Raw genomic sequence first — 21578 nt, 5'->3', positions numbered from 1 at the left:
CTTGCACGGGACCGAAGTCCCATTTAATGCTTGAGTGCAGATGCTGTCCGGAGCTCGAATTCAATCACTCGCATTTGCATGCTTGGAATCGACTCTGTGCTCTTTCGAACGTCTGCGTTGTGGATGGTCATCCAGCCGCCAGACGTCCGCACAAGTCTCCTGCGTACACTGTCAAAGAACTCCGGGAACCGGCCTCAGCGCCGCGAACCCCTTCTTGCCGTACCCCGTCGTTTCCGTCGAGGTGAGCCGCCCATCTTAGCGCGGATTCTGTTTCCGTCAACACCTTTTTTCGCGTCGACTTCCGCTGCCCCGGCTTTCGCCGTCTCCCGTTCATCGTGCGGGTCGAACCCGCTCTCTGCCCGGGAGGGTGAAGGCCGCGTTACGGCCAGCACCGGAAGGGCGCGCATTGTGCTGCGCCCTTCCGAAAAGCGCCAGCCCTTTCCTGCAAATATTTCCGCGCGTGCTCAGCGCACGCTCAGCGTCAGTCGAGCACGCGGCAGAACACCGCCTTGAGATAGCGCGATTCCTGCACATGGGCGAGGTAGGGATGGTCGGCGCCGGCGCCCGACACCTTCAGCACCTGCACGGTGCGGCCGGCATAGAACGCGGCACGGCGCAGCATGTCGAGGAACTGCTCCTCGCTCACCAGGCCGGTGCACGAGAACGTCGCCAGCAACCCGCCCGGCTTCACCACGCCCAGCGCGAGCTTGTTCATGTCGAGGTACTTCTTCAGCGCCGGGATCACCTGTTCGCGGTCGCGGGTCATCTTCGCGGGATCGAGCACCACCACGTCGAACTGCTCGCCGGCGATCGCGGCGTCGCGCAGCCACGGGAAGATGTCGGCCTGCACGAAACGCACGCGCGCGTCGTTCAACTTCGCATTGCCGCGGGCGATCTCCAGCACCGCGTCGTCGATGTCGACGCCGACCACCTCGGACGCACCGCGCACCGCGGCATACACGCCAAAGCCGCCGGTGTTGCAGCACAGGTCGAGCACGCGCTTGCCGGCGACGCGGTGCGACAGCCATTCACGGTTCTCGCGCTGGTCGGCGAAGAAGCCGGTCTTGTGCGCGCCGGCAGGGTCCGCACGGAAGCGGATGCCGTGTTCGGTGATCACCGACGGCGACACCGGCTCGGTGCCGCGGAAGTCGAACGACTCCTGCTTCTGCACGTGCTCGTCGGCGAAGCTGTAGAAGCGGCAGCCGGGGAATTCGGCGCGCAGGGCGTCGTAGATCCATTCGCGGTGGCGGAACATGCCGGCGCTGAAGAACTCCACCACCAGCAGGTCGCCGTAGCGGTCCACGACCAGGCCGGACAGGCCGTCGCCTTCGCTGTGGACCACGCGCCAGGCGTCGGACACCGCATCGAGGCCGAGTTCGTCCCGGCGCAGGCGCACCGCTTCGCTGATGCGCCGCGCGAACCAGGCCGCGTCCACCGGTACGTCGGGATCGGTTTCGAGGATGCGCAGGGCGATGCGCGAATGGCCGTTGTAGAAGCCGCGTCCGATCCAGGTGCCATCGACGCCGGCGACCTCGACGATAGCGCCCGGCTTGGGCCGCTGCGCGGGCTTCTCGACCAGGCGCTGGAAGATCCACGGATGGTTGGACCGCCACGCATTCTTGAGGTGGACGGTCTGCAGGGGGGTATTGGTCATCGGGGGATTCTAAGCGAGCGCACCCCAACGGCCGCCGTGCGGGGCAGGGTGGGGACGCGGACCGCAATGTCCCACGCACCGTGCCCTTGCATCGCGGCGCGGCGTCGCCATCCTCGTGCCATGCACCTGGACATGCCCGACCACCCCGTCGACCCCGCCGCCCAGCGCGTGGCCGACCGTCGCCGGCTCGCCGCGGCGGCCAGGACCAGCCTCGCCTTCGTGGCGCTGCTGGGAGTGATGTTCGGCGTGCAGGCGATGGTCGACTGGACGCTGTTCGCGGTAAGGCCGCAGGTGCCGGCCGGCCTGCTCGGGGTGCTGACCGCGCCGTTGCTGCACGGCTCGCCGTCGCATCTGCTCGCCAATGCGTTCGCGCTGCTGTTGCTGGGCATGCTGGCGCTGACCGTCTACCCGCGCGCCACCTGGCGCGCGTTGCCGCTGATCTGGCTGGGCAGCGGGCTGTGTGCCTGGTGGCTCGGCGAACCCGGCTCGCGCCACCTCGGCGCCAGCGGCCTGACCCATGGCCTGATGTTCCTGGTGTTCGTGCTCGGCCTGTTGCGGCGCGACCGGCCGGCGATCGCCGCGGGGATGATCGCCTTCTTCTTCTATGGCGGCATGCTGCTGACGGTGCTGCCGCACGATCCCGGTGTGTCCTGGCAGTCGCACCTGGGCGGCGCGCTGGGCGGCGTGGTCGCGGCGGTGCTGTTCCGGCATGCCGATCCTGCGCACCCGCGCCGACGCTACAGCTGGGAGATCGAGGAAGAAGAGGCGGCACGCGCGGCGGCGCTCGATCCCGACACCTTCGAGCCGCCATCGCCGCACGGGGTACCGGTGCTGTGGAAGCGCGAACCGCCACCGCGCGGGGTGCTGCTGGAGTTCCCCCGTCGCGACCGCGAAGGCTGATTGCCCGGCGCGCGGTGGCGAGGGCAGGGCGTAACGCTGGCGCTTAGAATCGACGGATGAATGCATCCGCCCTGTTCGCCCTGCTGCTGCTTGGTGGCGTCGCCGCCGGACCCGTGCACGCCGATGACAGCGCGCGCATCGCGGCCGTCGATGCGCTGCTGCACGACTACACCGGCGACGTGCCGGGAGTCTCGGTGCTGGTCCTCCATGAGGGCAGGCCGGTGCTGCGTCGCAGCCATGGGTTGGCCGATCTCGAAGCCGTGACGCCGGCCACGCCGGAGACACGCTACCGGCTGGCATCGGTGAGCAAGCAGTTCACTGCGGCGGCGATCCTGCGCATGGCCGAAGAAGGTCTGCTGCGGCTGGATGATCCGGTGCGACGCTGGCTGCCGGAGCTGCCGCCGGCCACCGCGCCGGTGACCCTGCACCACCTTCTCGCCCACACCTCGGGCCTCGTGGATTACGAGGACCTGATGGAGGCCGCGCCGGCGGGCCAGGTGCAGGACGCCGACGTGCTGGCGCTGCTCGCCCGCGCCGATCGCCTGCGCTTCGCGCCCGGCACCGCGTATGCCTACAGCAACAGCGGTTACGTACTGCTGGGGCTGGTGGCAGCGCGCGCAAGCGGACAGTCGTTCCCCGAGGTGCTGCGCACGCGGCTGTTCACGCCGCTGGGCATGGACGGCGCCGTCGCCTGGACTGCAGATGGCGCGCCGGTGAGGGCGCGTGCCTGGGGCTACAGCCTGCGCGACGGCCGCTGGCAACGCACCGACCAGAGCCCGACCAGCGCGACCCTTGGCGACGGTGGGATCTACGCCTCGATCGACGAGCTGGGGCGATGGCTGGCGGCGCTCGACGCGGGCGCGATCCTCTCCGATGCCTCGCGGCAGGCGATGTTCGCCGCCCACACCAGCACGCCCACCGGCGAGGAGGATGTCGACGCCTACGGTTACGGCTGGCGCCTGCATGGCGACATGCAGTGGCATTCCGGCGAGACCGTCGGCTTCCGCAATGTCGTGTTGCGCCTGCCGCGCGAACGCCTGGCCGTCGTGGTGCTGAGCAACCGCAACAGCCCGCCTCCCTATCCGCTGGCACGCGCGATCGCCGCGCTGTGGGCCACGCCTGGTGCCCCGACCCGATGACCACCGTGCCGCGCATGCTGCGCCTGCTGATCGCCGCCATCGTCGTTGCCGTATTGCTGCTGCTTGGCTGGCAGGTCCTGCGCCCATCCACCGAAAGGTTCGAAGAGTCCCCGAGCGCGCAGCTCGCCGAAGCCGCCGACGCCGCGCCTGCGTCCGACGACCCCGCAGCGCAGCGCATCGCCGCGGACCTGCGTCGGCTTGCCGATGACGACATGCAGGGCCGCGAGACCGGCAGCGCCGGCCATGACAGGGCCGCCGCCCATGTTGCCGCGCAATTCGCCGACGCCGGCCTCGAGCCGGCCGGTGACGACGGCGGATTCTTCCAGTCCGTGCCGTTGCTGCGCGCGGTGCCGCAGGCCGATGGCGCGCGCCTTGCGGTGACGCGCGGTGGCCGCACGATCGAACTGCGTCTCGGCGAGCACTTCCTGCCGTGGGCGAACTTCAACGCGCCATCGCACCAGGTGGAAGCGCCCGCGGTGTTCGTCGGCCATGCCATCCATGCGCCCGACATCGGCCATGACGACTTCGCCGGCCTCGAACTGGGCGGCCGCATCGCCGTGCTGCTGCCCGGCGTGCCCTCGGGCTTCGATGACGAGCATCGTGCGTACCACTCGGCACTGCAGGAAAAGCTTGCCGCCATTGCCGCGCGCGGCGCGATCGGCGCGGTGGTGGTATCGACGCCGGAATCCGAGGCGCGGCTGCCATGGGCACGGCAGCGCGCGAGCTGGCAGAACGCCGCGATGCGCCTGCGCGGCGAGGACGGAGGCGCGATGGACGGCTTCCCGACCCTGCAGGCGGTGGCCGCGGTCGGCGTCGCTGCCGCCGATTTCGTGTTTGCCGATGGCGAACGTCCTGCGGCGGAGCTGTTCGACGCTGCGCGCGCCGGTCGCCTGCGCGGTTTCGAGCTGCCGGGCACGCTGGTGCTGGCGGGGCGTACCGCGATCGAGCAGATGTCCTCGCGCAACGTGGTCGCGCGCCTGCCGGGTACCGATGCCCTGGCCGGGGAGCAGGTGGTGCACACCGCCCATCTCGACCATGTCGGCACAGGTGCCGCGGGGGAAGGCGATCGCATCCACAACGGCGCGCTCGACAATGCGCTGGGCGTGTCGATCATGCTGGAAGCCGCACGCACGCTGGCCACGGCGCCGACCCGGCGCTCGCAGCTGTTCGTGGCGCTGACCGGTGAGGAGCAGGGGCTGCTCGGCGCGCAGTGGTTCGTTGCCCGCGCCGGTGATGCCGGCATGCCGGTGGCCAACATCAATATCGACATGCCGGTGCTGCTGGCGCCGACCACCGACATCGTCGCGGTCGGACGCGAGCATTCAAGCCTCGGCGACGCCCTCGACGCAGCGGCGCAGGAGCTTGGCGTCGAGGTCTCGGCCGATCCGTTCCCGGAGGAAGTCACCTTCGTGCGCAGCGACCACTACGCCTTCGTGCGCGCCGGCATCCCCGCGATCTACCTGGACGGCGGGATCGTTTCCGCCGATGGCGAGCGCGATCCGAAGCGCGCGCTCGCCTACTACCTGCGCAATTGCTACCACCAGCCCTGCGACGACGCCACCCAACCGATCCAGTACGACGACGCCGCGCGGCTGGCGCGTGTCTCCGCCGCCCTGGCGAGCCGCATCGGCAACGACGACGCGCGTCCGCGCTGGCGCGACGGTGACTTCTTCGGCGAGCGGTTCGGCGCCGCTGCGGGCCGATGAGCAGCAGCCGGCGCACGCCACGCCCCGCAGGCTGATGTTCCGCACGCCCACGCCCGCCGAGAAGATCGGCCTGTCGGTCGCCGTGGCCACCGGCCTGTACGGAATTTCGTTCGGCGCGCTGGCCGTCGCGGCCGGGCTGTCACCGTGGCAGGCGATCGCATTGAGCCTGCTGATGTTCACCGGCGGATCGCAGTTCGCCTTCATCGGCGTGATCGCGGGTGGCGGCAGCGGCGCCGGAGCGTTTGGCGCGGCCACGCTGCTCGGCGTACGCAACGCGGTCTATGGCATGCAGATCAACCGCATGCTGCAACCGCGCGGCTGGCGGCGCCTGGGCGCGGCGCAGTTGACCATCGACGAGTCGACCGCCACCGCCTCCGGCCAGCTGGATCCGGCCGAGCAGCGGCGTGGCTTCTGGGCCGCGGGCTTCGGCGTGTTCGTGCTGTGGGGGCTGTTCACCGCCCTGGGTGCGCTGCTCGGCGATGCACTCGGGGATCCAAAACGCTGGGGCCTCGATGGGGCGGCCGTGGCGGCCTTCCTCGGCCTGCTGTGGCCGCGCCTGCGTGGACGCGAGCCGGTGGCGATCGCGGTCGCCTGCGCACTGGTGACCCTGCTGGCGGTGCCACTCACGCCACCGGGGTTGCCGATCCTGGTCGCGGCCGCGGTGGCGGCTGCCTGGGGTGCGCGCGACCATGCACCTGCGGTCGCCGTTGACGCGACTGACGACGGGGCCGCGCGCTGATGTCGCTGTGGGGCTGGATCCTGCTGGCGAGCGCGGTGGCGTTCGCGACCAAGCTCGCCGGCTACCTGGTACCCGCAGCGTGGCTGGAGCGGCCGCGGGCGACGCGCATGGCCGCCGCACTGACGATCGGGTTGCTGGCGTCATTGACCGCCATGAACACCTTCGTGGCCGGCACCGGACTGGTCATCGATGCGCGTGTCGGCGCCCTGCTGGCGGCGGCCGGCGCACTGGCGCTGCGGGTGCCGTTCCTGGGCGTGGTGGTGATCGGCGCCGCGGCCACCGCGCTGCTGCGGCTGGCAGGATTGCCTTAAGGGCATCACGCCGCGTGGCACAACAGGGACTCCGAACTTCAGGCCACAGCCGGCGGCGCTGCGTATGCTGGCGCGCTTCGTCCACTGGCCTGTTCCGATGTTCCTGCCGATTCCGTTCGTCCGTTCCCTCCGCACCGGCGCGATCGCGGCCTGCATGCTGCTGTTCGCCGCCTGCGGTGGTGGCACCGATGCAGTCCGTGACACGCCTCCTCTAACGCAGGCGGCGACCCCACCAGCGCCGCCACCGCCGCCATTGCGCATCGGCCTGGCGCTGGGCGGCGGTGCAGCGAAGGGCTTCGCCCATATCGGCGTGATCAAGATCCTCGAGGCCAACGGCATCCATGCCGACGTCGTCGCCGGCACCAGCGCCGGGAGCGTGGTCGGTGCGCTGTATGCCAGTGGCCTGGATGCGTTCGCGATGCAGGAGCGCGCGGTGGCGCTGGACGAGGCCAGCATCCGCGACGTGCGCCTGTTCTCCGGTGGCCTGATCCAGGGCCAGAAGCTGCAGGACTACGTCAACGCGCAGGTCGAGCGCCGCCCGATCGAGCGCCTCGGCAAGCCGTTCGCCGCGGTGGCCACACGGCTGGATACCGGCGACCGCGTGGTGTTCGTGCGCGGCAATACCGGCCAGGCGGTGCGCGCATCGAGCAGCGTGCCGGGCGTGTTCGAACCCGCGCGCATCGGCGAGCACGCCTATGTGGATGGCGGCGTGGTGAGCCCGGTGCCGGTGGATGCCGCGCGCCAGCTCGGCGCGGACCTCGTCATCGCAGTGGACATCTCCACCCGCGCCAGCGGCAGCACGCCGCAGCACCTGCTGGGGATCGTCAACCAGTCGATCGCGATCATGGGCCAGCGCCTCGGCGCGGAGGAGCGCGCGCGCGCCGAGGTGGTGATCCGCCCACAGGTGGACGACATCGGCCCCGCCAGCTTCGAACAGCGCGCGCACGCGATCCTGCAGGGGGAGCGCGCGGCACTGGCGGCAATGCCGCAGATCCGCACCGCGATGGCAGCGCGCCAGCGCCAGCGCGCGGCCGCACTCGCGCCGCGCCCGGCGCCGGCAAAGCCGGCACCGGCGGCGGACGAGGTCGACTGCGGCAATACCTGGGTGCGCCGGCTCAACCCGTTCCGCCGCGGCGATCAGGCGGAAGTCTGCGGCTGACGCGTCGGGTTGCAGCGGCGGCCGGGCCGCGCGCAAGGTCCACGGTTCCACCACGGAAGGATTGCCGATGCGCAGGATCATCGCCGCGCTGTTGTTGCTTGCCGTCGCGCTTGCGGCTGACGCCGCCCCCACCCCGATCACCGATGTCGATACCGCCGCCGATGCGGTGATCCAGGCTGCCGGCGACCGGCGCCTTATCGTGATCGGCGAATTGCACGGCACGGTCGAGGTGCCCGCGCTGGTGCAGGCCCTGGCGCGGCATTACGTGCGCGGCGGGCCGGTGCTGGTCGCGCTGGAAGTCCATGCCACGGAGCACGCACGGATCCGCGCCTACCTGGGCTCGGATGGCGGCGATGAAGCGCTGCACGCGCTGCGCGAAGGCCCGTTCTGGAGCGTGTCCATCGAACGCAACGACGGCCGGCGCACCCGGGCGATGCTCGACCTGATCGACACCGCGCGCCGGCTGCATGGCGAAGGCCACAGCATCGCGGTGGTGCCGTTCGACCCGGCCCGGTCCGGCAAAGCCCATCCAAGCCGCGACCGCGGCATGGCGACGATCCTGCGCGCCGGCTTCGAAGCACTCCCCGACACCGGCCGCATGCTGGTGCTCACCGGCAACCGTCACGCAATGCGCGTGGTGCCGTCGGATTCCGGCGCCGCCGGACTCGACTCCGCCGCGGGCTACCTGCTCGACCTGCCGCTGCACAGCGTCAATGTGATGGGGGTGGAGTGGGCGTTCCAGGCCTGCACATCGATGACGGAGCCCTGCGGGCGACGCGAAGGGCGGTACGCGGGCGCCACGCCAGGCAGCAGGATGAGCGACCCCGGCGATTCCACGCGTCAGTACGACCAGGGGCTGATGCTGCCGCGGCTCACCGCCAGCGCCCTGCTGGAGCGCGTCGAGCCTACTCGCGCGGCAGCGGCAGCCCGCTGAAGCGCTTCACCGTTCGCAGCACGAAGCTGGAGTTGACGTCGGCCACGCCGTTCTCGTTGAGCAGGCGGTCGAGCAGGAAACGCGAGAAATGGTCGAGGTCCTCGACCACCACGTGCAGCAGGTAATCCATGTCGCCGGTGAGCGCATGGCAGGCCACCACTTCGTCCCAGCCGTCGACGGCCGCGGCGAAGCGTTCCACCGGCGCCGAGCCGTGCTTTTCCAGCTGCACGCGCACGAATGCCTGCAGGCCCAGGCCGATGCGTTCTGCATCGACCTCGGCGCGGTAACCGCTGATGACGCCATCGCGTTCCAGCCGCTGCACCCGGCGCAGGCAGGCCGACGCCGACAGGTGCACGCGCTCGGCGAGTTCGGCGTTGGTGAGCCGTCCGCCGCGCTGGAGTTCGGCGAGGAGGTGGAGGTCGATGCGGTCGAGCGGCGTGGTGGACATCCGTTGCGTGTTCCCGGCAGTTGACGCAACGATCGTGCGCTTCCCCGTGCGCCGCGCGCAACTTCGCAATCCTGTTGCGTGGCGGTGGCGGTAGTCTGGCGGTCTACGCCTTCGAAGGGGAGCGCGCCATGAATGCCGTCACCACCGCACCGCGCCGGGTCGAGAACCTGCATACCGACAAGGGCAAGGTGCCGGTCTATGCCACCGGCATCGTCGAACAGCCCTGGGAGGGCTACAGCGACGACGACCACGCCACCTGGGCGACGCTGTACGCACGCCAGCGCGAGCTGCTGGTCGGCCGCGCCTGCAACGAGTTCCTCGATGCGCAGGATGCGATGGGGATGACGCCCGACCGGGTGCCGAAGTTCGCCGAACTCAACATCGCGCTCGAAGCCGCCACCGGCTGGACGCTGATCGGCGTCGAAGGCCTGCTGCCGGAACTCGACTTCTTCGACCACCTGGCCAACCGCCGCTTCCCGGTGACCTGGTGGATCCGCCGCCCCGACCAGATCGACTACATCGAGGAGCCCGACCTCTTCCACGACCTGTTCGGCCACGTGCCGCTGCTGATGAACCCGGTGTTCGCCGACTACATGGAGGCGTACGGACGCGGCGGGGTGAAGGCGCATGGCATCGGCGCCGACGCGCTGCAGAACCTCACCCGGCTGTACTGGTACACGGTGGAGTTCGGCCTGATCGCCACTCCGGAAGGCCTGCGCATCTTCGGCGCCGGCATCGTGTCGTCGAAAGGCGAGAGCATCCACGCCCTCGACAGCGCCGCGCCCAACCGCATCGGCTTCGACCTCGAGCGGATCATGCGCACGCGCTACCGCATCGACACCTACCAGAAGACCTATTTCGTCATCGACAGCTTCGAACAGCTGATGGACGCGACGCGGCCGGACTTCACCCCGATCTACGCGCGCCTGGCCACGCAGCCATCGCTGCCTGCCGGTGAAGTGCAGGCCGGCGACCGCGTGTTCCAGCGCGGCAGCGGGGAAGGCTGGGCCACCGACGGCGACATCTGAGGCCTCGCGCGCGGAACGTGTCCACGTCCGCGCGCGGTTGTCCACCCCGGGTGTTGATGGGCCGTGCATGCGCCAGCGGGCACACTGGTGCGCCCCGCGATAGCCGGATGCCATGCTTGCCACCTGTCTGGCCTGCGCGCTTGCGCAGGCAAGTTCCGTCGCCCCCCTCGATCCGGACGTTCCCGCCACCGATGTCCGCACGCTGGACCGCGTGGTGGTGGAAGGCACCCGCCTGCGTGGCGTGAGCGCGTTCGATACGCCCGCGTCCACCGCGACCATCGACCTGCGCGACGGCGCCGAAGGTACCGGTGCCGACGTTTCCGAAGTGCTGCGTGGCGTGCCCGGCCTGCTGGCGCGCAACCGCCAGAACCTCGCCCAGGACACCCAGCTGTCGATCCGCGGCTTCGGCTCGCGGGCCACGTTCGGCGTGCGCGGCGTGCGCCTGTACGTCGACGGCATCCCCGCGTCGATGCCGGACGGACAGGGCCAGTTGTCGCACTTCAGCCTCGCCGGCGGTGACCGCATCGACGTGATCCGCGGGCCGTTCTCCGCACTCCACGGCAACTCGTCGGGCGGCGTGGTCGAGATGTTCAGCGAGGACGGCCAGGCCGGCGACCCCTGGCGCGTGCGCGCCAGCGTCGGCCGCAACGACAGCCACACGCTGGCGGCGCAGCTGCTGGGCGAAGGGGCGGGCGGCATCGGCTACAACTTCGCGCTGTCGCGCTACGACACCGACGGCTGGCGCGACCACAGCGCCGCGCGCCGCGACATCGCCAACCTCAAGCTGCACAAGGACCTGGGCGAACGCCGCCGACTGGACGTGGTCGCCAACTGGATCGATGTCGACGCGCAGGATCCGCTCGGGCTCACCGCCGAGCAGGCGCGCGAGAACCCGCGCCAGGCGGTCGGCGTCGCCCACCAGTACGACACCCGCAAGACCATCCGCCAGCAGCAGCTCGGCGCGACCTACGAGCATGGCCTCGGCGATGCGCAGACCGTGCGCGTGCGCGCCTACGGCGGCGACCGCAACGTGGTGCAGTTCCTGCCGATCCCGCCGGCGCCGCAGAACAACAGCGCCCTGCACGCGGGCGGCGTGATCGACCTCGACAACCGCTACGACGGCATCGATGCGCGCTGGACCTGGGAGGGCGCGCTGGCCGGTGCACCGCTGGAGGTCACCGTGGGCGCGAACCTGGACCGCCAGCGCCAGCATCGCCGTGGTTTCGAGAACTTCGTCGGTGACCAGGTCGGCGTGCGCGGCGGCCTGCGTCGCGACGAGCGCAACACGCTGGAAAACGCCGACGGCTACGCGCAGACGTGGTGGCGGTTCGCGCCGCAATGGTCGCTGCTGGCCGGGGTGCGCCACAGCGAGGTGCAGTTCGAATCCGACGACCGCTACGTGACCGGTGCCAACCCCGACGACAGCGGCCGCGTGCGTTACCGGCAGACCGCGCCGGTGGCCGGGCTGGTATTCGCGCCCGCCGACGCGCTGCGCTTCTATGTCTCCGCCGGCCGTGGCTTCGAGACGCCGACCTTCAACGAGCTGTCGTACCGCGCCGACGGTGGCGCCGGACTGGCGTTCGGCCTGCAGCCTGCGGTCAGCGACAACCTCGAGGCCGGAGTGAAGTGGCGCGGCGCGCCGGGCTGGTCGGCGGAAGCCGCGCTGTTCCGCGCCGACACCGACAACGAGCTCGCCGTGGCCCGCAACGCCGGTGGCCGCAGCAGCTTCCGCAACGTCGGCCAGGCACGCCGGCAGGGCGCGGAAGCCGCGTTCGCGATGCCGCTCGGCGAGGCGTTCGACCTGCAGCTGGCCTGGACCTGGCTGGATGCGACCTTCCGCAGCGATTACCTGATCTGCCAGGGCGCCGGCTGCACGGTGCCCAATACGCTGGTGCCGGCCGGCACCCGCATCCCCGGCGTCGCCGAGCAGCAGTTGTATGCACGGCTCAACTGGCGGCACGGGCCGTGGTCGGCGGCGATCGAGGGCGAGGCGCTCGGCGATGTCACCGTCAACGACCTCGGCAGCGAAGGCGCGTCGGGCTACGGCCTGCTGCACCTGTCCGGTGGCCGCGACTGGCGCACCGCGACCGGCACGCTGCGTGCGTTCGCGCGCCTCGACAACGTGTTCGACCGCCAGCACATCGGTTCGGTGATCGTCAACGAAGGCAACGGCCGCTTCTATGAGCCCGGCGTCGGCCGCCAGCTGACGGTCGGCCTGCAGTGGAACTGGGACCGGATGCGCTGAGGGCTCGGGCCGGTCAAAGACCCTCCACCCGCCGGGCCGTATCGGACCGGCGGGGTATCATGGCCGGCCCCGCGGCGCAGGCGCTGCGGGCCTTCCGTCTTCCTGACAGCGAGTCGCGCCGTGTCCGTTTTCGCACATCTTGAACAGGTTCCAGGCGATCCGATCCTGGGCCTGACCGAGGCCTTCAATGCCGATGCCCGACCCGGAAAGGTCAACCTCGGCGTGGGCATCTATTACGACGAGGCCGGCCGCATCCCGCTGCTGCGTGCAGTTGATGCCGTGCAGCGTCGGCTGGCCGAGGAGGGCGCTGCGCGCGGCTATCTGCCGATCGACGGCCTGCCCGCCTACACCCGCGCCACCCGTGAGCTGCTGTTCGGCGTGGACTCGCCGCTGCTCGCCGCCGGGCGCGTCACCACCGCGCAGACCGTGGGCGGCAGCGGTGCGCTGCGCACCGGCGCCGAACTGCTGAAGCATTCGCTGCCGACCGCGCGCATCGCCATCAGCAACCCGAGCTGGGAAAACCACCGCGCGGTGTTCGGTGCGGTCGGCTTCGAGGTGCTCGACTACACCTACTTCGACGCCGAGCGCCATGGGCTCGACTTCGACGGCATGCTCGCCGACCTGCGCAGGCTCGAGGCCGGCACCGTGGTGCTGCTGCACGCCTGCTGCCACAACCCGACCGGCGCCGATCTCGATGTCGGGCAGTGGCGGCAGGTCATCGCCGTGCTCGCCGAGCGCGCGCTGGTGCCCTTCATCGACATCGCCTACCAGGGCTTCGACAAGGGCATCGACGAGGACTCCGCGGCGATCCACCTGCTGGCGGAATCGGGCATCAGCAACTTCATGGTGGCGAGCTCGTACTCGAAGTCGTTCTCGCTGTATGGCGAACGCACCGGCGCGCTGTCGGTCGTGTGCGCCGATGCCGACGAGGCGCGCCGGGTGCAGTCGCAGGTCAAGCGGCTGATCCGCGCCAACTATTCCAGCCCGCCCTCGCACGGCGCGATGCTGGTGTCGGGCGTGCTCAACGATCCGGAACTGAAGCTGATGTGGGAGCAGGAGCTGGGCGAGATGCGCACGCGCATCCACGCGCTGCGCGCCGGGCTGGTGGCACGTCTCGACGCGCAGGGCGCCGGGCGCTTCGCCTTCATCAACGACCAGGCCGGCATGTTCTCGTACTCGGGCCTGAGCCGCGCACAGGTGGACCGCCTGCGCGACGAGTTCGCGATCTATGCGGTGGGCACCGGGCGCATCTGCGTGGCCGCGCTCAACGACCGCAACCTCGAGTACGTGGCCGAGGCCATCGCAAAGGTCGCCGACTAGCGATCCTGCAGGCGGTGGCGCCGTCGCCCGGCGCCGCACGCCCGGCGGATGAAGAACAGCGCGATCCCGCCGGGGATCGCGTACTGCACCAGCAGCTGCAGGCTGCCGCGGATCCATTCCCGGATCCGCTGGCGGACCAGTGCCTGGTCGATCCACGGATCATGGTCGCGCCAGCCCACCCACAGGCAGGCCGGCAGCACCAGCGCCAGCACGACATACAGCGCCAGCCTGCGACGGCGCGCTCCGGGTGACATTGCCGGCTCCTGCAACGGGAATGCCGCCAGCCTCGCGTTCCGCGTCAACGCCGCCCATGGCCGGAGGTCATCGCCTCGACCTGCCGGAAGTCACTTTCGGCGGCGATGGCATTGCCGGCGCTGCGCCGGCGTCGCAGCATGGCGACATGCCCGAGACCCTGCGCTCCCTGCTGCATCCGCTGCACCTGGCCGGGCTGTGCACGCTGGCAGCGGTGGCTATGTCGCTGCGCTGGATCGCCGGTGCGCATCCGGCGCTTGCATGGACGCTGCTGGGCGCGTTCGCGATCGCCCAGCTCTCGCACGATGCGGTCAGGCGGCGTTCGCCGCGCGCGGCCGATGCCCTGTTGCTGCTGATGCCGGTGCTCGCCTTGCTGCTGCTCTGGATCAACCCGCGCGTGGGCACCGCCCAGGTGCTGCTGGTGATCTGGACCGCGGTGGTCGCCTCGCACTGGTCGGCACGCGCGCTGCTGGCGGCGATCGTGCTGAGCGGCGTGGGGCAGTACCTGCTGATGCTCGACTACGGACACTCCGCGCCGTTGACCGTGACCCTGCTCTACACCGGCTTCCAGGGCTTTGCCGCGGTGACCGCGTGCGCATTGCGCAACGCCGAGAACAGCCGTGACGCGCTGGTGCGGGTCAATGCCGACCTGCTGGCCACCCGCGCACTGCTGGCCGACAGCGCGCGCGACAGCGAACGGGTGCGGGTGGCGCGCGAGCTGCACGATGTCGCCGGCCACACGCTGACCGCGCTCACCCTCAACCTGCGCGCGCTGGCCAGCGACCCGCAGCTGGGCGGACGCGCGGAGCTCAAGGTCGCGCAGCAGCTGTGCGGTGAGCTGATGGGCGATATCCGCGGGGTGGTGCAGGCGATGCGCGATGGCGGCGGGCTCGATCTCACCAATGCACTGCACGCGCTGGCGGCGCCGTTCCCGCGCCCGCGGCTGGCACTGGAGATCGCACCGGACCTGCGCATCCGTGATCCGGCATTGGCGGAGGCGGTGCTGCGGATGGTGCAGGAGGCGTTGACCAACAGCGCCCGCCACGCCGATGCGACGACGCTCAACGTCAGCCTCGTGCAGCGCGAGGCCTGCCTGCGGGTGGCGATCGAGGACGACGGCCACCTCCATGGCGTGGTGCGCGAGGGCAACGGCCTGGCCGGGATGCGCGAACGGATTGACGCGCTTGGTGGCCACCTGGCGCTGGCAACGGGAGCACGCGGTGCGCTGCGCATCGAGGCGGAGCTGCCGGCATGAGTGCGCTGCGGGTCGCGCTGGCCGATGACCAGGCGCTGGTGCGCGCCGGACTGCGTGCGTTGCTGGAGCGGCTGGGCATCTTGATCGCCCTCGAGGCCGACGACGGTGCGGCGCTGCTCGCGCAGTTGGCGGACACGCCGGTCGACGTGGTGCTCAGCGACATCCGCATGCCTGGCGTCGACGGCATCCACGCCCTGCAGGCACTGCGCGCACGTGGCGATGCCACGCCGGTGCTGCTGTTGACCACCTTCGACGACAGCGAATTGCTGCTGCGTGCGGCCGAGGCCGGCGCGCAGGGCTTCCTGCTCAAGGACGCGGCGCCCGAAGACCTGTTCGATGCGATCACCCGCGTGGCCGCAGGCGAGACCCTGCTGCAGCCGGTCAGCACCGACCCGGTGCGGGCGCGCTTCCACTTCCGCGACGACCGCGCGCCGGTCGACAGCTTCAACCCGCGCGAGGTGGCCATCCTGCGCCTGCTGGCCGGTGGCTACTCCAACCGCGAGATCGCGCGCAGCCTGTTCCTCGCCGAAGGCACGGTGAAGAACTACGTGTCGGTGATCCTGGACAAGCTCGGCACCCGCGACCGCACGCGCGCGGTGCTGAAGGCGATCACCCTGCGGGTGATCTGAGCAGCCTGCGCACGCATGCGCGGAGGCGTGCCGGGTGGCGGCCGCAAGGATGCGGGCGATAATGCCGGCCCCGCCGCCGTGGAGTGCGTCATGTCCCAGACCTCGTTGACCCGTTTCCTGATCGAGGCGCAGCGCGCCGGCCAGCTCAACCCGGAGCTGCGGCTGCTCATCGAGGTCGTCGCCCGCGCCTGCAAGCGGATCTCGGTCGCGGTGGGCAAGGGCGCGCTGGGCGGCGTGCTCGGCGATGCGGTCGCCGGCGACGGTGGCGACAGCATCAACGTGCAGGGCGAGGCGCAGAAGAAGCTCGACGTGCTGTCCAACGAGATCCTGCTCGAGGCCAATGCCTGGGGCGGACACCTCGCGGCCTGCGCGTCGGAGGAGATGGACCACTGCCAGCCGATTCCCGATGCGTTCCCGCGCGGCAACTACCTGCTGGTGTTCGACCCGCTCGACGGCAGCAGCAACATCGACGTCAACGTCTCGGTCGGCACGATCTTCTCGGTGCTGCGCGCACGCGACGATGGCCCGGCCGAGGACGCGCACTTCCTGCAGGCCGGGAGCGAGCAAGTCGCCGCGGGCTACTGCATCTACGGGCCGAGCACGATGCTGGTGCTGACCGTCGGCCACGGCACCCATGCGTTCACCCTCGACCGCGAGCAGGGCTCGTTCGTGCTGACCCGGCGCGACATCCAGGTGCCGGTGGCGACGAAGGAATTCGCCATCAACATGTCCAACCAGCGCCACTGGGACGCGCCGATGCAGGCCTACGTCAGCGACCTGCTGGCCGGCAGGGAGGGCCCGCGTGGCAAGGACTTCAACATGCGCTGGGTCGCATCGATGGTGGCCGACGTGCATCGCATCCTCACCCGTGGCGGCATCTTCATCTATCCGTGGGACCGCAAGGATCCGTCCAAGCCGGGCAAGCTGCGGCTGATGTACGAGGCCAACCCGATGGCGATGCTGATCGAGCAGGCCGGTGGCGCCGCCACCGACGGCCGTCGCCGCATCCTCGACATCGAACCGGGCGAACTGCACCAGCGCGTGCCGGTGTTCCTCGGCTCGCGCGAGGAAGTGGAAGCCGCGACGCGCTACCACCTCGAGCACGACGCGCGCGGCTGACGCGTTGCACGGGGTCGGGCCGTCGGCGATGCTGGCGGCCCGCCCCGCACACGCAGCCCGCATGGACGACCGCCACGCCTCTGCCGTCGACGACTTCATCGAGGTTGTGCCCGCCGCGCTGGACGCGGCCAGCTGCGTCGCGATCGTCGAGCGCATGCGCGCGAGCGACGCGCTGTCGCCGGGGCAGGTCGGCGGTGGCGTGTTCCCGGACCTCAAGCACAGCCGTGATCTGTCGCTCGCCGGGCGCGCGGACTGGGCCGATGTCGACCAGGCGCTCAATGTCGCCGTGTATGCCGGCTTGCTGGCCTACGTGCGCCGTTATCCGCAAGCGTTGATCGCACCGCTGATGCTGCAGCAGCCGGATGGCCGCGGTGGTTTGCGCCGGCTGTCCGCCGACGACCTCGCGGCGATGGACGACACCGCACTGGGCGCACTCGTGCGCACCTGCCTGCGTCCCGGGGCGGTGAACCTGCAGTGGTATCGCGATGGCGAGGGCGGATATCCGTACTGGCACTGCGAGCTGTATCCGCGCGATGCGCAGTGCGAAACGCTGCACCGGCACCTGTTGTGGACGATCTACCTCAACGACGGCTTCGACGCCGGCGAAACCGAGTTCATGTTCCAGCGTCGCAAGGTGTCGCCGCATGCCGGCGACCTGCTGATCGCGCCGACCGCGTTCACCCATACCCATCGCGGCAACCGCCCACAGGGCGGCGACAAGTTCATCGCCACCAGCTGGATCCTGTTCCAGCGCGCCGAGCAGCTCTACGGCGGTTGAGCGCCTGCGGAAGCGTACTGTGCGGCCTCAGGCCGGGCTCGGGTGGTTGAGCACCAGCCAGTACAGGCCGACCTGCTTCACCGCGCCGACGAACTGCTTGAAATCGATCGGCTTGCGGATATAGCTGTTGACGCCGAGCGCATACGCTGCCTCGATGTCGAACGGTTCGCTGCTGGTGGTCAGCACCACCACCGGCAGGGTGCGGGTGCGCGGGTCGGCACGGATCGCCTGCAGCACCTCGCGGCCATCCACTTTGGGCAGGTTGAGGTCGAGCAGCACGATCGAGGGCAGGTCATCGGCGTCGCGATGCGCATGGGCGCCGCGGGCGAACAGGTAATCGAGCGCCTCCACGCCATCGCGCACCACCACCAGCGGGTTGGCGATCTTCGCCTCGGCGAAGGCGATGCGGGTGAGTTCAACGTCGTCGGGGTTGTCCTCGACCAGCAGGATTTCCTTCTCAGTCATGCGCGTCGTCGTCCTCGCTGTCGTGGGCGGCCGGCAGGTCGATGTGGAACACGCTGCCGACGCCCGGTGTCGACTCGGCCCAGATGCGGCCGTCGTGGCGTTCGACGATGGCCTGCGCGATCGCCAGCCCAAGGCCGTCACCGCCGCCCTGTTCGCTGCCGTGCAGGCGCTGGAACGGTACGAATACGCGGTCAGCGTAACGCATGTCGAAACCGCTGCCGGTGTCCTCCACCGCCACCAGCAGGCGCCCGCCTTCGCGATGCCCGCGCACGCCGATGCGGATGTCATCGCGCGAACGCGAGAACGTCCAGGCGTTGTGCAGCAACCGGTCCATCAGCTGCTTGAGCTGGCGCTCGTCGCCCTGCACCCAGAGGTCGGACTGCACGTCGATGTCGGCCTGCGGGCCCGGCTGCAGGTCCTGCAGTTCCGCCAGGCTCCATTCGGCGAGCATCCCGAGGTCCACGCGCTCCAGGCGCAGCGGTGCACGGTCGACGTAGGACAGCTGCAGCAGCTTCTCGATCAGGCCCTCCATGCGCCCGGCGGCGTCGTGGATGCGCCCCAGGTAATCGCGTGCCTGCGCGTCCAGCGCGCCCTCGTACTGGTTGACCAGCACCTGCGCGTAGCCGGTGATCGCGCGCAGCGGCGCACGCAGGTCGTGCGAGATGCCATGCGCGAGATGCTCCTCGCGCTTGCGCATGCGCGCGATCGCGGCCTCGCTGCGCGCGAGCAGCTCGGACAACTCATCGGACTGCGGGGCACCGGGGCCGGGAGACATGGGACGCATTCCGTTGACGCGGAAAGCCGCGAGTGTACCGATGCCGGGTCACCGCGGCGTGGACGCACATGGTGGGCCACGGGCGGAACGGTCGGATCAATCAGAACAGCTCGCCCTGTGGCGATGCCTCGCGTGGTGGCACGAACAGGTCGGTGCGCAGCGGTGGCAGGCCCGCGAAGCCCAGCGCGCGCCGCGCACGATTGAACCGCGCACGGATCAGGTCGGCGAACGGACCTTCGCCGCGCATGCGGGTGCCGTAGCCGCTGTCGTAGTCGCGCCCGCCCCGCATCTGCTGCACCAGGCTCATCACGTGTGCGGCGCGCTGTGGATAGTGCAGTTCGAGCCATTCGCGCCAGAGCTGCTTGAGCTCGTGCGGCAATCGCAGCAGCACGTATCCGGCGGACATCGCGCCGGCATCGCGCGTGGCTTCGAGGATGGCCTCGAGCTCATGATCGCTGATCATCGGGATCACCGGCGCCACCAGCACGCCGGCGGGTACGCCGGCCTCCGCCAGCCCGCGGATCGCACGCAGGCGTGCATGCGGTGCGGCGGCGCGTGGTTCCATCCGCGCGGACAGCCGGTTGTCGAGCGTGGTCACCGACAGGTGCACCTCGACCAGTCCACGCGCGGCCATCGGTGCCAGCAGGTCGAGATCGCGCAACACCAGCGCGCTCTTGGTGACGATATGCACCGGCTGCCCGGCCTGCGCGCAGATCTCGAGGCAGGCGCGGGTGATGTTGCGCTCGCGCTCGATCGGCTGATAGCCGTCGGTGTTGATGCCCAGCGCGATCGGCGAACACACGTAGCCGGGTTTTCCCAGCTCGGCGCGCAGGCGTTCGGGAGCGTTGACCTTGGCGAACAGGCGGGTTTCGAAATCGAGTCCCGGCGAAAGGTCCAGGTACGCATGCGAGGGACGTGCGAAGCAGTACACGCAGCCGTGCTCGCAGCCCCGATACGGGTTCACCGACTGGCTGAAGCCGACGTCCGGCGACTGGTTGCGACTGATGATGCTGCGCGCGGTCTCCTCGGTGACGTGGGTGCGCAGCGGTGCCGGCTGGAAGGTCGGATCGTCCTCGCGCAGGCTGTCCCAGCCGTCATCGCAGGCCTGTGCGCTGCGGCGTTCGAACCGCCCCTCGACCCACGAGGCGGCGCCACGGCCCTTGATCGGGCCGCTGCCTGGAATGCGCAGCTTGCCGTGGGGTCCCAGTGTGGTCATGGCGGCGATTGTGCCCGGGCGGCGTCTCAGCCCATGCGACGGCGCTGAATGCGCTCCGGGATCGAGGATGGCCGGCTGCAGCCGTGGGCGGCGTTGGTTCCCCTGCCGGTACGCGTCCGAACGGTCGCGCCCGGGCGACGCGATGCGGACCGGCGTCTGCGGGGGAAATGGATGTGAGCAACAACGAGGTGGGACGCTGCTGCGTGGTCTGGTTCGGCCAGCCGGGCAGCATGGAGCGCAGCACGCTGGCCGCTGGCGGCTGGCAGTTGCGGGTGGTGGCCGGCGATGCGCCGGCACGGATCGGGCTGCGTGGCGGGGACCGGGTAATCGGCCTGGTCGACCTGCGCGCGCTCACCGACGAGCAGGTGGCGCCGCTGGCGCGGCTGCTCGAGGCGCATTCCGAACTGCCGTTGATCGCCCTGGATGGCAGCCGTGCGGTGGAACACCATCCCGCGCTCGAGCGGATCCTCGCCCGCTGTGGCGAACGCCTGGTGTCGCCGGTGAACCCGGCGCAGCTGGCACAGGCGCTCGCGGCGTGCGAGCGCAACCGGGCCGACAATGCCGGCGACATCGAACGCCTGGTGGGTGCCAGCCGCCCGATGCTCGAGGTCCGCGCCACCGTGCACCGTTATGCGCGGGTGGACCTGCCGGTGCTGATCACCGGCGAAACCGGTACCGGCAAGGAACTCGCCGCGCGCGCGCTGCACGATCTTTCCGCGCGGCGCTGGCGGCCGTTCGTCGCGGTGAACTGCGGGGCGTTGTCACCATCGCTGGTGCAGTCGGAGCTGTTCGGCCACGAGCGCGGCGCCTTCACCGGCGCCAACGCGCGCCGGCTGGGCCTGTTCGAGACCGGCAACGGCGGCACCGTATTCCTCGACGAGGTCGGCGATCTTCCCGCCGATGCCCAGACCAGTCTGCTGCGGGTGCTGCAGGAGGGCACGCTGGAGCGGGTCGGCAGCAACCAGTCGGTGCTCGTCGACGTGCGCGTGCTCGCCGCCACGCACGTTGACCTCGAGCAGGCCGTCGAGCAGGGCCGCTTCCGTCAGGACCTCTATTACCGGCTCGACGTGCTGCGCCTGGACATGCCACCGCTGCGCGTGCGCGGCGACGACATCGAGCTGCTGGCACGACGTGCGCTGGATGAATTCCGCGAACTCCACCAGGTACGTGCGCGTGGGTTCGACCCCGATGCGCGCCGCGCCATGCGTGCGCATGCCTGGCCCGGCAACGTGCGCGAGCTGCTCAACAGGGTGCGCCGCGCGGCGGTGGTCACCGAGCAGGAGCTGATCCGCGCCGCCGACCTGCACCTGGCCGACCCGACGCTGCAGCCGGCGATCTGCCTCGACGACCGGCGCGAACACGCCGAGCGCCAGGCGGTGCTGGATGCGCTGCGCGCGTGCGGCTACAACGTCAGCGAGTGCGCGCGGCGGCTGCGGGTGTCGCGGGTGACGGTGTACCGGCTGTGCCGCAAGCACCAGCTGCAGTTGGCGGCGCTGCGCTGAGCGC

General features: G+C 70.4%; 21 protein-coding genes. 15 read left to right on the top strand and 6 right to left on the bottom strand.

Annotated features, from left to right (window positions below; genetic code table 11):
- Positions 1 to 481: 481 nt before the first annotated feature.
- Entirely contained in the window at positions 482 to 1654 is a 1173-nt protein-coding gene (locus E5843_RS00200; RefSeq protein ID WP_134674563.1) for a class I SAM-dependent rRNA methyltransferase, read from the bottom strand.
- A 132-nt stretch (positions 1655 to 1786) separates the two neighbouring features.
- Between E5843_RS00200 and E5843_RS00195 the strand changes: the two genes are divergently transcribed.
- The 7 genes from E5843_RS00195 to E5843_RS00165 all read left to right on the top strand — a co-directional run bounded on the left by E5843_RS00195 (position 1787) and on the right by E5843_RS00165 (position 8542).
- A complete protein-coding gene (locus tag E5843_RS00195; protein WP_243733089.1) occupies positions 1787 to 2554 on the top strand; it encodes a rhomboid family intramembrane serine protease in 768 nt (255 codons plus the stop codon).
- 56 nt (positions 2555 to 2610) lie between these two features.
- A complete protein-coding gene (locus E5843_RS00190) occupies positions 2611 to 3693 on the top strand; it encodes a serine hydrolase domain-containing protein (protein ID WP_136411462.1) in 1083 nt (360 codons plus the stop codon).
- Positions 3690 to 5399, top strand: coding sequence for a M28 family peptidase (locus E5843_RS00185; protein ID WP_136411461.1), 1710 nt, complete (start codon positions 3690 to 3692; stop codon positions 5397 to 5399). The genes E5843_RS00190 and E5843_RS00185 overlap by 4 nt, the downstream gene beginning before the upstream one ends.
- A gap of 34 nt (positions 5400 to 5433) precedes the next feature.
- Entirely contained in the window at positions 5434 to 6138 is a 705-nt protein-coding gene (locus tag E5843_RS00180) for an AzlC family ABC transporter permease (protein ID WP_134674559.1), read from the top strand.
- Positions 6138 to 6449 (top strand): AzlD domain-containing protein, encoded by a 312-nt coding sequence (locus E5843_RS00175; RefSeq protein ID WP_134674558.1) that lies wholly within the window; start codon positions 6138 to 6140, stop codon positions 6447 to 6449. The genes E5843_RS00180 and E5843_RS00175 overlap by 1 nt, the downstream gene beginning before the upstream one ends.
- 64 nt (positions 6450 to 6513) lie before the next feature.
- Positions 6514 to 7608 carry a patatin-like phospholipase family protein gene (locus E5843_RS00170; protein WP_425478403.1) on the top strand — a complete coding sequence of 365 codons (1095 nt, stop codon included), beginning with the start codon at positions 6514 to 6516 and terminating at the stop codon, positions 7606 to 7608.
- Between the two features lie 67 nt (positions 7609 to 7675).
- The gene (locus E5843_RS00165; protein WP_134674556.1) at positions 7676 to 8542 is read left to right on the top strand and encodes a calcium-binding protein; all 867 of its coding nucleotides are present in this window, start codon (positions 7676 to 7678) and stop codon (positions 8540 to 8542) included.
- Here E5843_RS00165 and E5843_RS00160 read toward each other — a convergent pair.
- Entirely contained in the window at positions 8514 to 8990 is a 477-nt protein-coding gene (locus E5843_RS00160; RefSeq protein ID WP_134674555.1) for an Lrp/AsnC family transcriptional regulator, read from the bottom strand. The two genes, E5843_RS00165 and E5843_RS00160, sit on opposite strands and share 29 nt — an antisense overlap.
- A 128-nt stretch (positions 8991 to 9118) precedes the next feature.
- Between E5843_RS00160 and phhA the strand changes: the two genes are divergently transcribed.
- The 3 genes from phhA to E5843_RS00145 all read left to right on the top strand — a co-directional run bounded on the left by phhA (position 9119) and on the right by E5843_RS00145 (position 13583).
- Positions 9119 to 10018, top strand: a complete 900-nt coding sequence (gene phhA / locus E5843_RS00155) for a phenylalanine 4-monooxygenase (RefSeq protein WP_134674554.1) — start codon at positions 9119 to 9121, stop codon at positions 10016 to 10018.
- A gap of 112 nt (positions 10019 to 10130) precedes the next feature.
- Positions 10131 to 12263 (top strand): TonB-dependent receptor family protein, encoded by a 2133-nt coding sequence (locus E5843_RS00150; protein ID WP_134674553.1) that lies wholly within the window; start codon positions 10131 to 10133, stop codon positions 12261 to 12263.
- A gap of 120 nt (positions 12264 to 12383) precedes the next feature.
- Complete coding sequence (locus E5843_RS00145) at positions 12384 to 13583, top strand: amino acid aminotransferase (RefSeq protein WP_136411460.1); 1200 nt, start codon at positions 12384 to 12386, stop codon at positions 13581 to 13583.
- On the opposite strand, the gene E5843_RS00140 is transcribed toward E5843_RS00145, so the two are convergent.
- Complete coding sequence (locus E5843_RS00140; RefSeq protein ID WP_136411459.1) at positions 13580 to 13837, bottom strand: hypothetical protein; 258 nt, start codon at positions 13835 to 13837, stop codon at positions 13580 to 13582. The two genes, E5843_RS00145 and E5843_RS00140, sit on opposite strands and share 4 nt — an antisense overlap.
- A gap of 56 nt (positions 13838 to 13893) precedes the next feature.
- On the opposite strand from E5843_RS00140, the gene E5843_RS00135 reads away from it, so the two are divergent.
- The 4 genes from E5843_RS00135 (at position 13894) to E5843_RS00120 (ending at position 17616) form a co-directional block, all read left to right on the top strand.
- Positions 13894 to 15090 (top strand): sensor histidine kinase, encoded by a 1197-nt coding sequence (locus tag E5843_RS00135; RefSeq protein ID WP_244240800.1) that lies wholly within the window; start codon positions 13894 to 13896, stop codon positions 15088 to 15090.
- The gene (locus tag E5843_RS00130; RefSeq protein ID WP_141065532.1) at positions 15087 to 15719 is read left to right on the top strand and encodes a response regulator transcription factor; all 633 of its coding nucleotides are present in this window, start codon (positions 15087 to 15089) and stop codon (positions 15717 to 15719) included. The genes E5843_RS00135 and E5843_RS00130 overlap by 4 nt, the downstream gene beginning before the upstream one ends.
- 90 nt (positions 15720 to 15809) lie before the next feature.
- Positions 15810 to 16838: a class 1 fructose-bisphosphatase gene (locus E5843_RS00125; protein ID WP_136411457.1), complete on the top strand. Its 1029-nt coding sequence runs from the start codon at positions 15810 to 15812 to the stop codon at positions 16836 to 16838.
- Between the two features lie 61 nt (positions 16839 to 16899).
- Positions 16900 to 17616 carry a 2OG-Fe(II) oxygenase gene (locus E5843_RS00120; RefSeq protein ID WP_136411456.1) on the top strand — a complete coding sequence of 239 codons (717 nt, stop codon included), beginning with the start codon at positions 16900 to 16902 and terminating at the stop codon, positions 17614 to 17616.
- A 27-nt stretch (positions 17617 to 17643) separates the two neighbouring features.
- On the opposite strand, the gene E5843_RS00115 is transcribed toward E5843_RS00120, so the two are convergent.
- The 3 genes from E5843_RS00115 to E5843_RS00105 form a co-directional block, all read right to left on the bottom strand.
- Positions 17644 to 18081 (bottom strand): response regulator, encoded by a 438-nt coding sequence (locus tag E5843_RS00115; protein ID WP_134674547.1) that lies wholly within the window; start codon positions 18079 to 18081, stop codon positions 17644 to 17646.
- A complete protein-coding gene (locus E5843_RS00110) occupies positions 18074 to 18856 on the bottom strand; it encodes a sensor histidine kinase (RefSeq protein ID WP_166432779.1) in 783 nt (260 codons plus the stop codon). Before E5843_RS00110 ends, E5843_RS00115 begins: the two co-directional genes overlap by 8 nt.
- A 100-nt stretch (positions 18857 to 18956) precedes the next feature.
- Complete coding sequence (locus E5843_RS00105; RefSeq protein ID WP_141065531.1) at positions 18957 to 20072, bottom strand: PA0069 family radical SAM protein; 1116 nt, start codon at positions 20070 to 20072, stop codon at positions 18957 to 18959.
- A gap of 230 nt (positions 20073 to 20302) precedes the next feature.
- Between E5843_RS00105 and E5843_RS00100 the strand changes: the two genes are divergently transcribed.
- A complete protein-coding gene (locus tag E5843_RS00100) occupies positions 20303 to 21574 on the top strand; it encodes a sigma-54 interaction domain-containing protein (RefSeq protein WP_243733143.1) in 1272 nt (423 codons plus the stop codon).
- Positions 21575 to 21578: the final 4 nt, after the last annotated feature.

It is taken from the genome of Luteimonas yindakuii, assembly GCF_004803715.2.
Taxonomy (GTDB): domain Bacteria; phylum Pseudomonadota; class Gammaproteobacteria; order Xanthomonadales; family Xanthomonadaceae; genus Luteimonas; species Luteimonas yindakuii.
This window is presented reverse-complemented; position numbering and strand designations above follow the sequence as displayed.

What these genes read in the sequence shown, in the direction of transcription:
- E5843_RS00200 (WP_134674563.1), bottom strand. Translation starts at nt 1,654, where the DNA reads ATGACCAATACCCCCCTGCAGACCGTCCACCTCAAGAATGCGTGGCGG.
- E5843_RS00195 (WP_243733089.1), top strand. Translation starts at nt 1,787, where the DNA reads ATGCCCGACCACCCCGTCGACCCCGCCGCCCAGCGCGTGGCCGACCGT.
- E5843_RS00190 (WP_136411462.1), top strand. Translation starts at nt 2,611, where the DNA reads ATGAATGCATCCGCCCTGTTCGCCCTGCTGCTGCTTGGTGGCGTCGCC.
- E5843_RS00185 (WP_136411461.1), top strand. Translation starts at nt 3,690, where the DNA reads ATGACCACCGTGCCGCGCATGCTGCGCCTGCTGATCGCCGCCATCGTC.
- E5843_RS00180 (WP_134674559.1), top strand. Translation starts at nt 5,434, where the DNA reads ATGTTCCGCACGCCCACGCCCGCCGAGAAGATCGGCCTGTCGGTCGCC.
- E5843_RS00175 (WP_134674558.1), top strand. Translation starts at nt 6,138, where the DNA reads ATGTCGCTGTGGGGCTGGATCCTGCTGGCGAGCGCGGTGGCGTTCGCG.
- E5843_RS00170 (WP_425478403.1), top strand. Translation starts at nt 6,514, where the DNA reads ATGCTGGCGCGCTTCGTCCACTGGCCTGTTCCGATGTTCCTGCCGATT.
- E5843_RS00165 (WP_134674556.1), top strand. Translation starts at nt 7,676, where the DNA reads ATGCGCAGGATCATCGCCGCGCTGTTGTTGCTTGCCGTCGCGCTTGCG.
- E5843_RS00160 (WP_134674555.1), bottom strand. Translation starts at nt 8,990, where the DNA reads ATGTCCACCACGCCGCTCGACCGCATCGACCTCCACCTCCTCGCCGAA.
- phhA (WP_134674554.1), top strand. Translation starts at nt 9,119, where the DNA reads ATGAATGCCGTCACCACCGCACCGCGCCGGGTCGAGAACCTGCATACC.
- E5843_RS00150 (WP_134674553.1), top strand. Translation starts at nt 10,131, where the DNA reads ATGCTTGCCACCTGTCTGGCCTGCGCGCTTGCGCAGGCAAGTTCCGTC.
- E5843_RS00140 (WP_136411459.1), bottom strand. Translation starts at nt 13,837, where the DNA reads ATGTCACCCGGAGCGCGCCGTCGCAGGCTGGCGCTGTATGTCGTGCTG.
- E5843_RS00135 (WP_244240800.1), top strand. Translation starts at nt 13,894, where the DNA reads ATGGCCGGAGGTCATCGCCTCGACCTGCCGGAAGTCACTTTCGGCGGC.
- E5843_RS00130 (WP_141065532.1), top strand. Translation starts at nt 15,087, where the DNA reads ATGAGTGCGCTGCGGGTCGCGCTGGCCGATGACCAGGCGCTGGTGCGC.
- E5843_RS00125 (WP_136411457.1), top strand. Translation starts at nt 15,810, where the DNA reads ATGTCCCAGACCTCGTTGACCCGTTTCCTGATCGAGGCGCAGCGCGCC.
- E5843_RS00120 (WP_136411456.1), top strand. Translation starts at nt 16,900, where the DNA reads ATGGACGACCGCCACGCCTCTGCCGTCGACGACTTCATCGAGGTTGTG.
- E5843_RS00115 (WP_134674547.1), bottom strand. Translation starts at nt 18,081, where the DNA reads ATGACTGAGAAGGAAATCCTGCTGGTCGAGGACAACCCCGACGACGTT.
- E5843_RS00110 (WP_166432779.1), bottom strand. Translation starts at nt 18,856, where the DNA reads ATGTCTCCCGGCCCCGGTGCCCCGCAGTCCGATGAGTTGTCCGAGCTG.
- E5843_RS00105 (WP_141065531.1), bottom strand. Translation starts at nt 20,072, where the DNA reads ATGACCACACTGGGACCCCACGGCAAGCTGCGCATTCCAGGCAGCGGC.
- E5843_RS00100 (WP_243733143.1), top strand. Translation starts at nt 20,303, where the DNA reads ATGGAGCGCAGCACGCTGGCCGCTGGCGGCTGGCAGTTGCGGGTGGTG.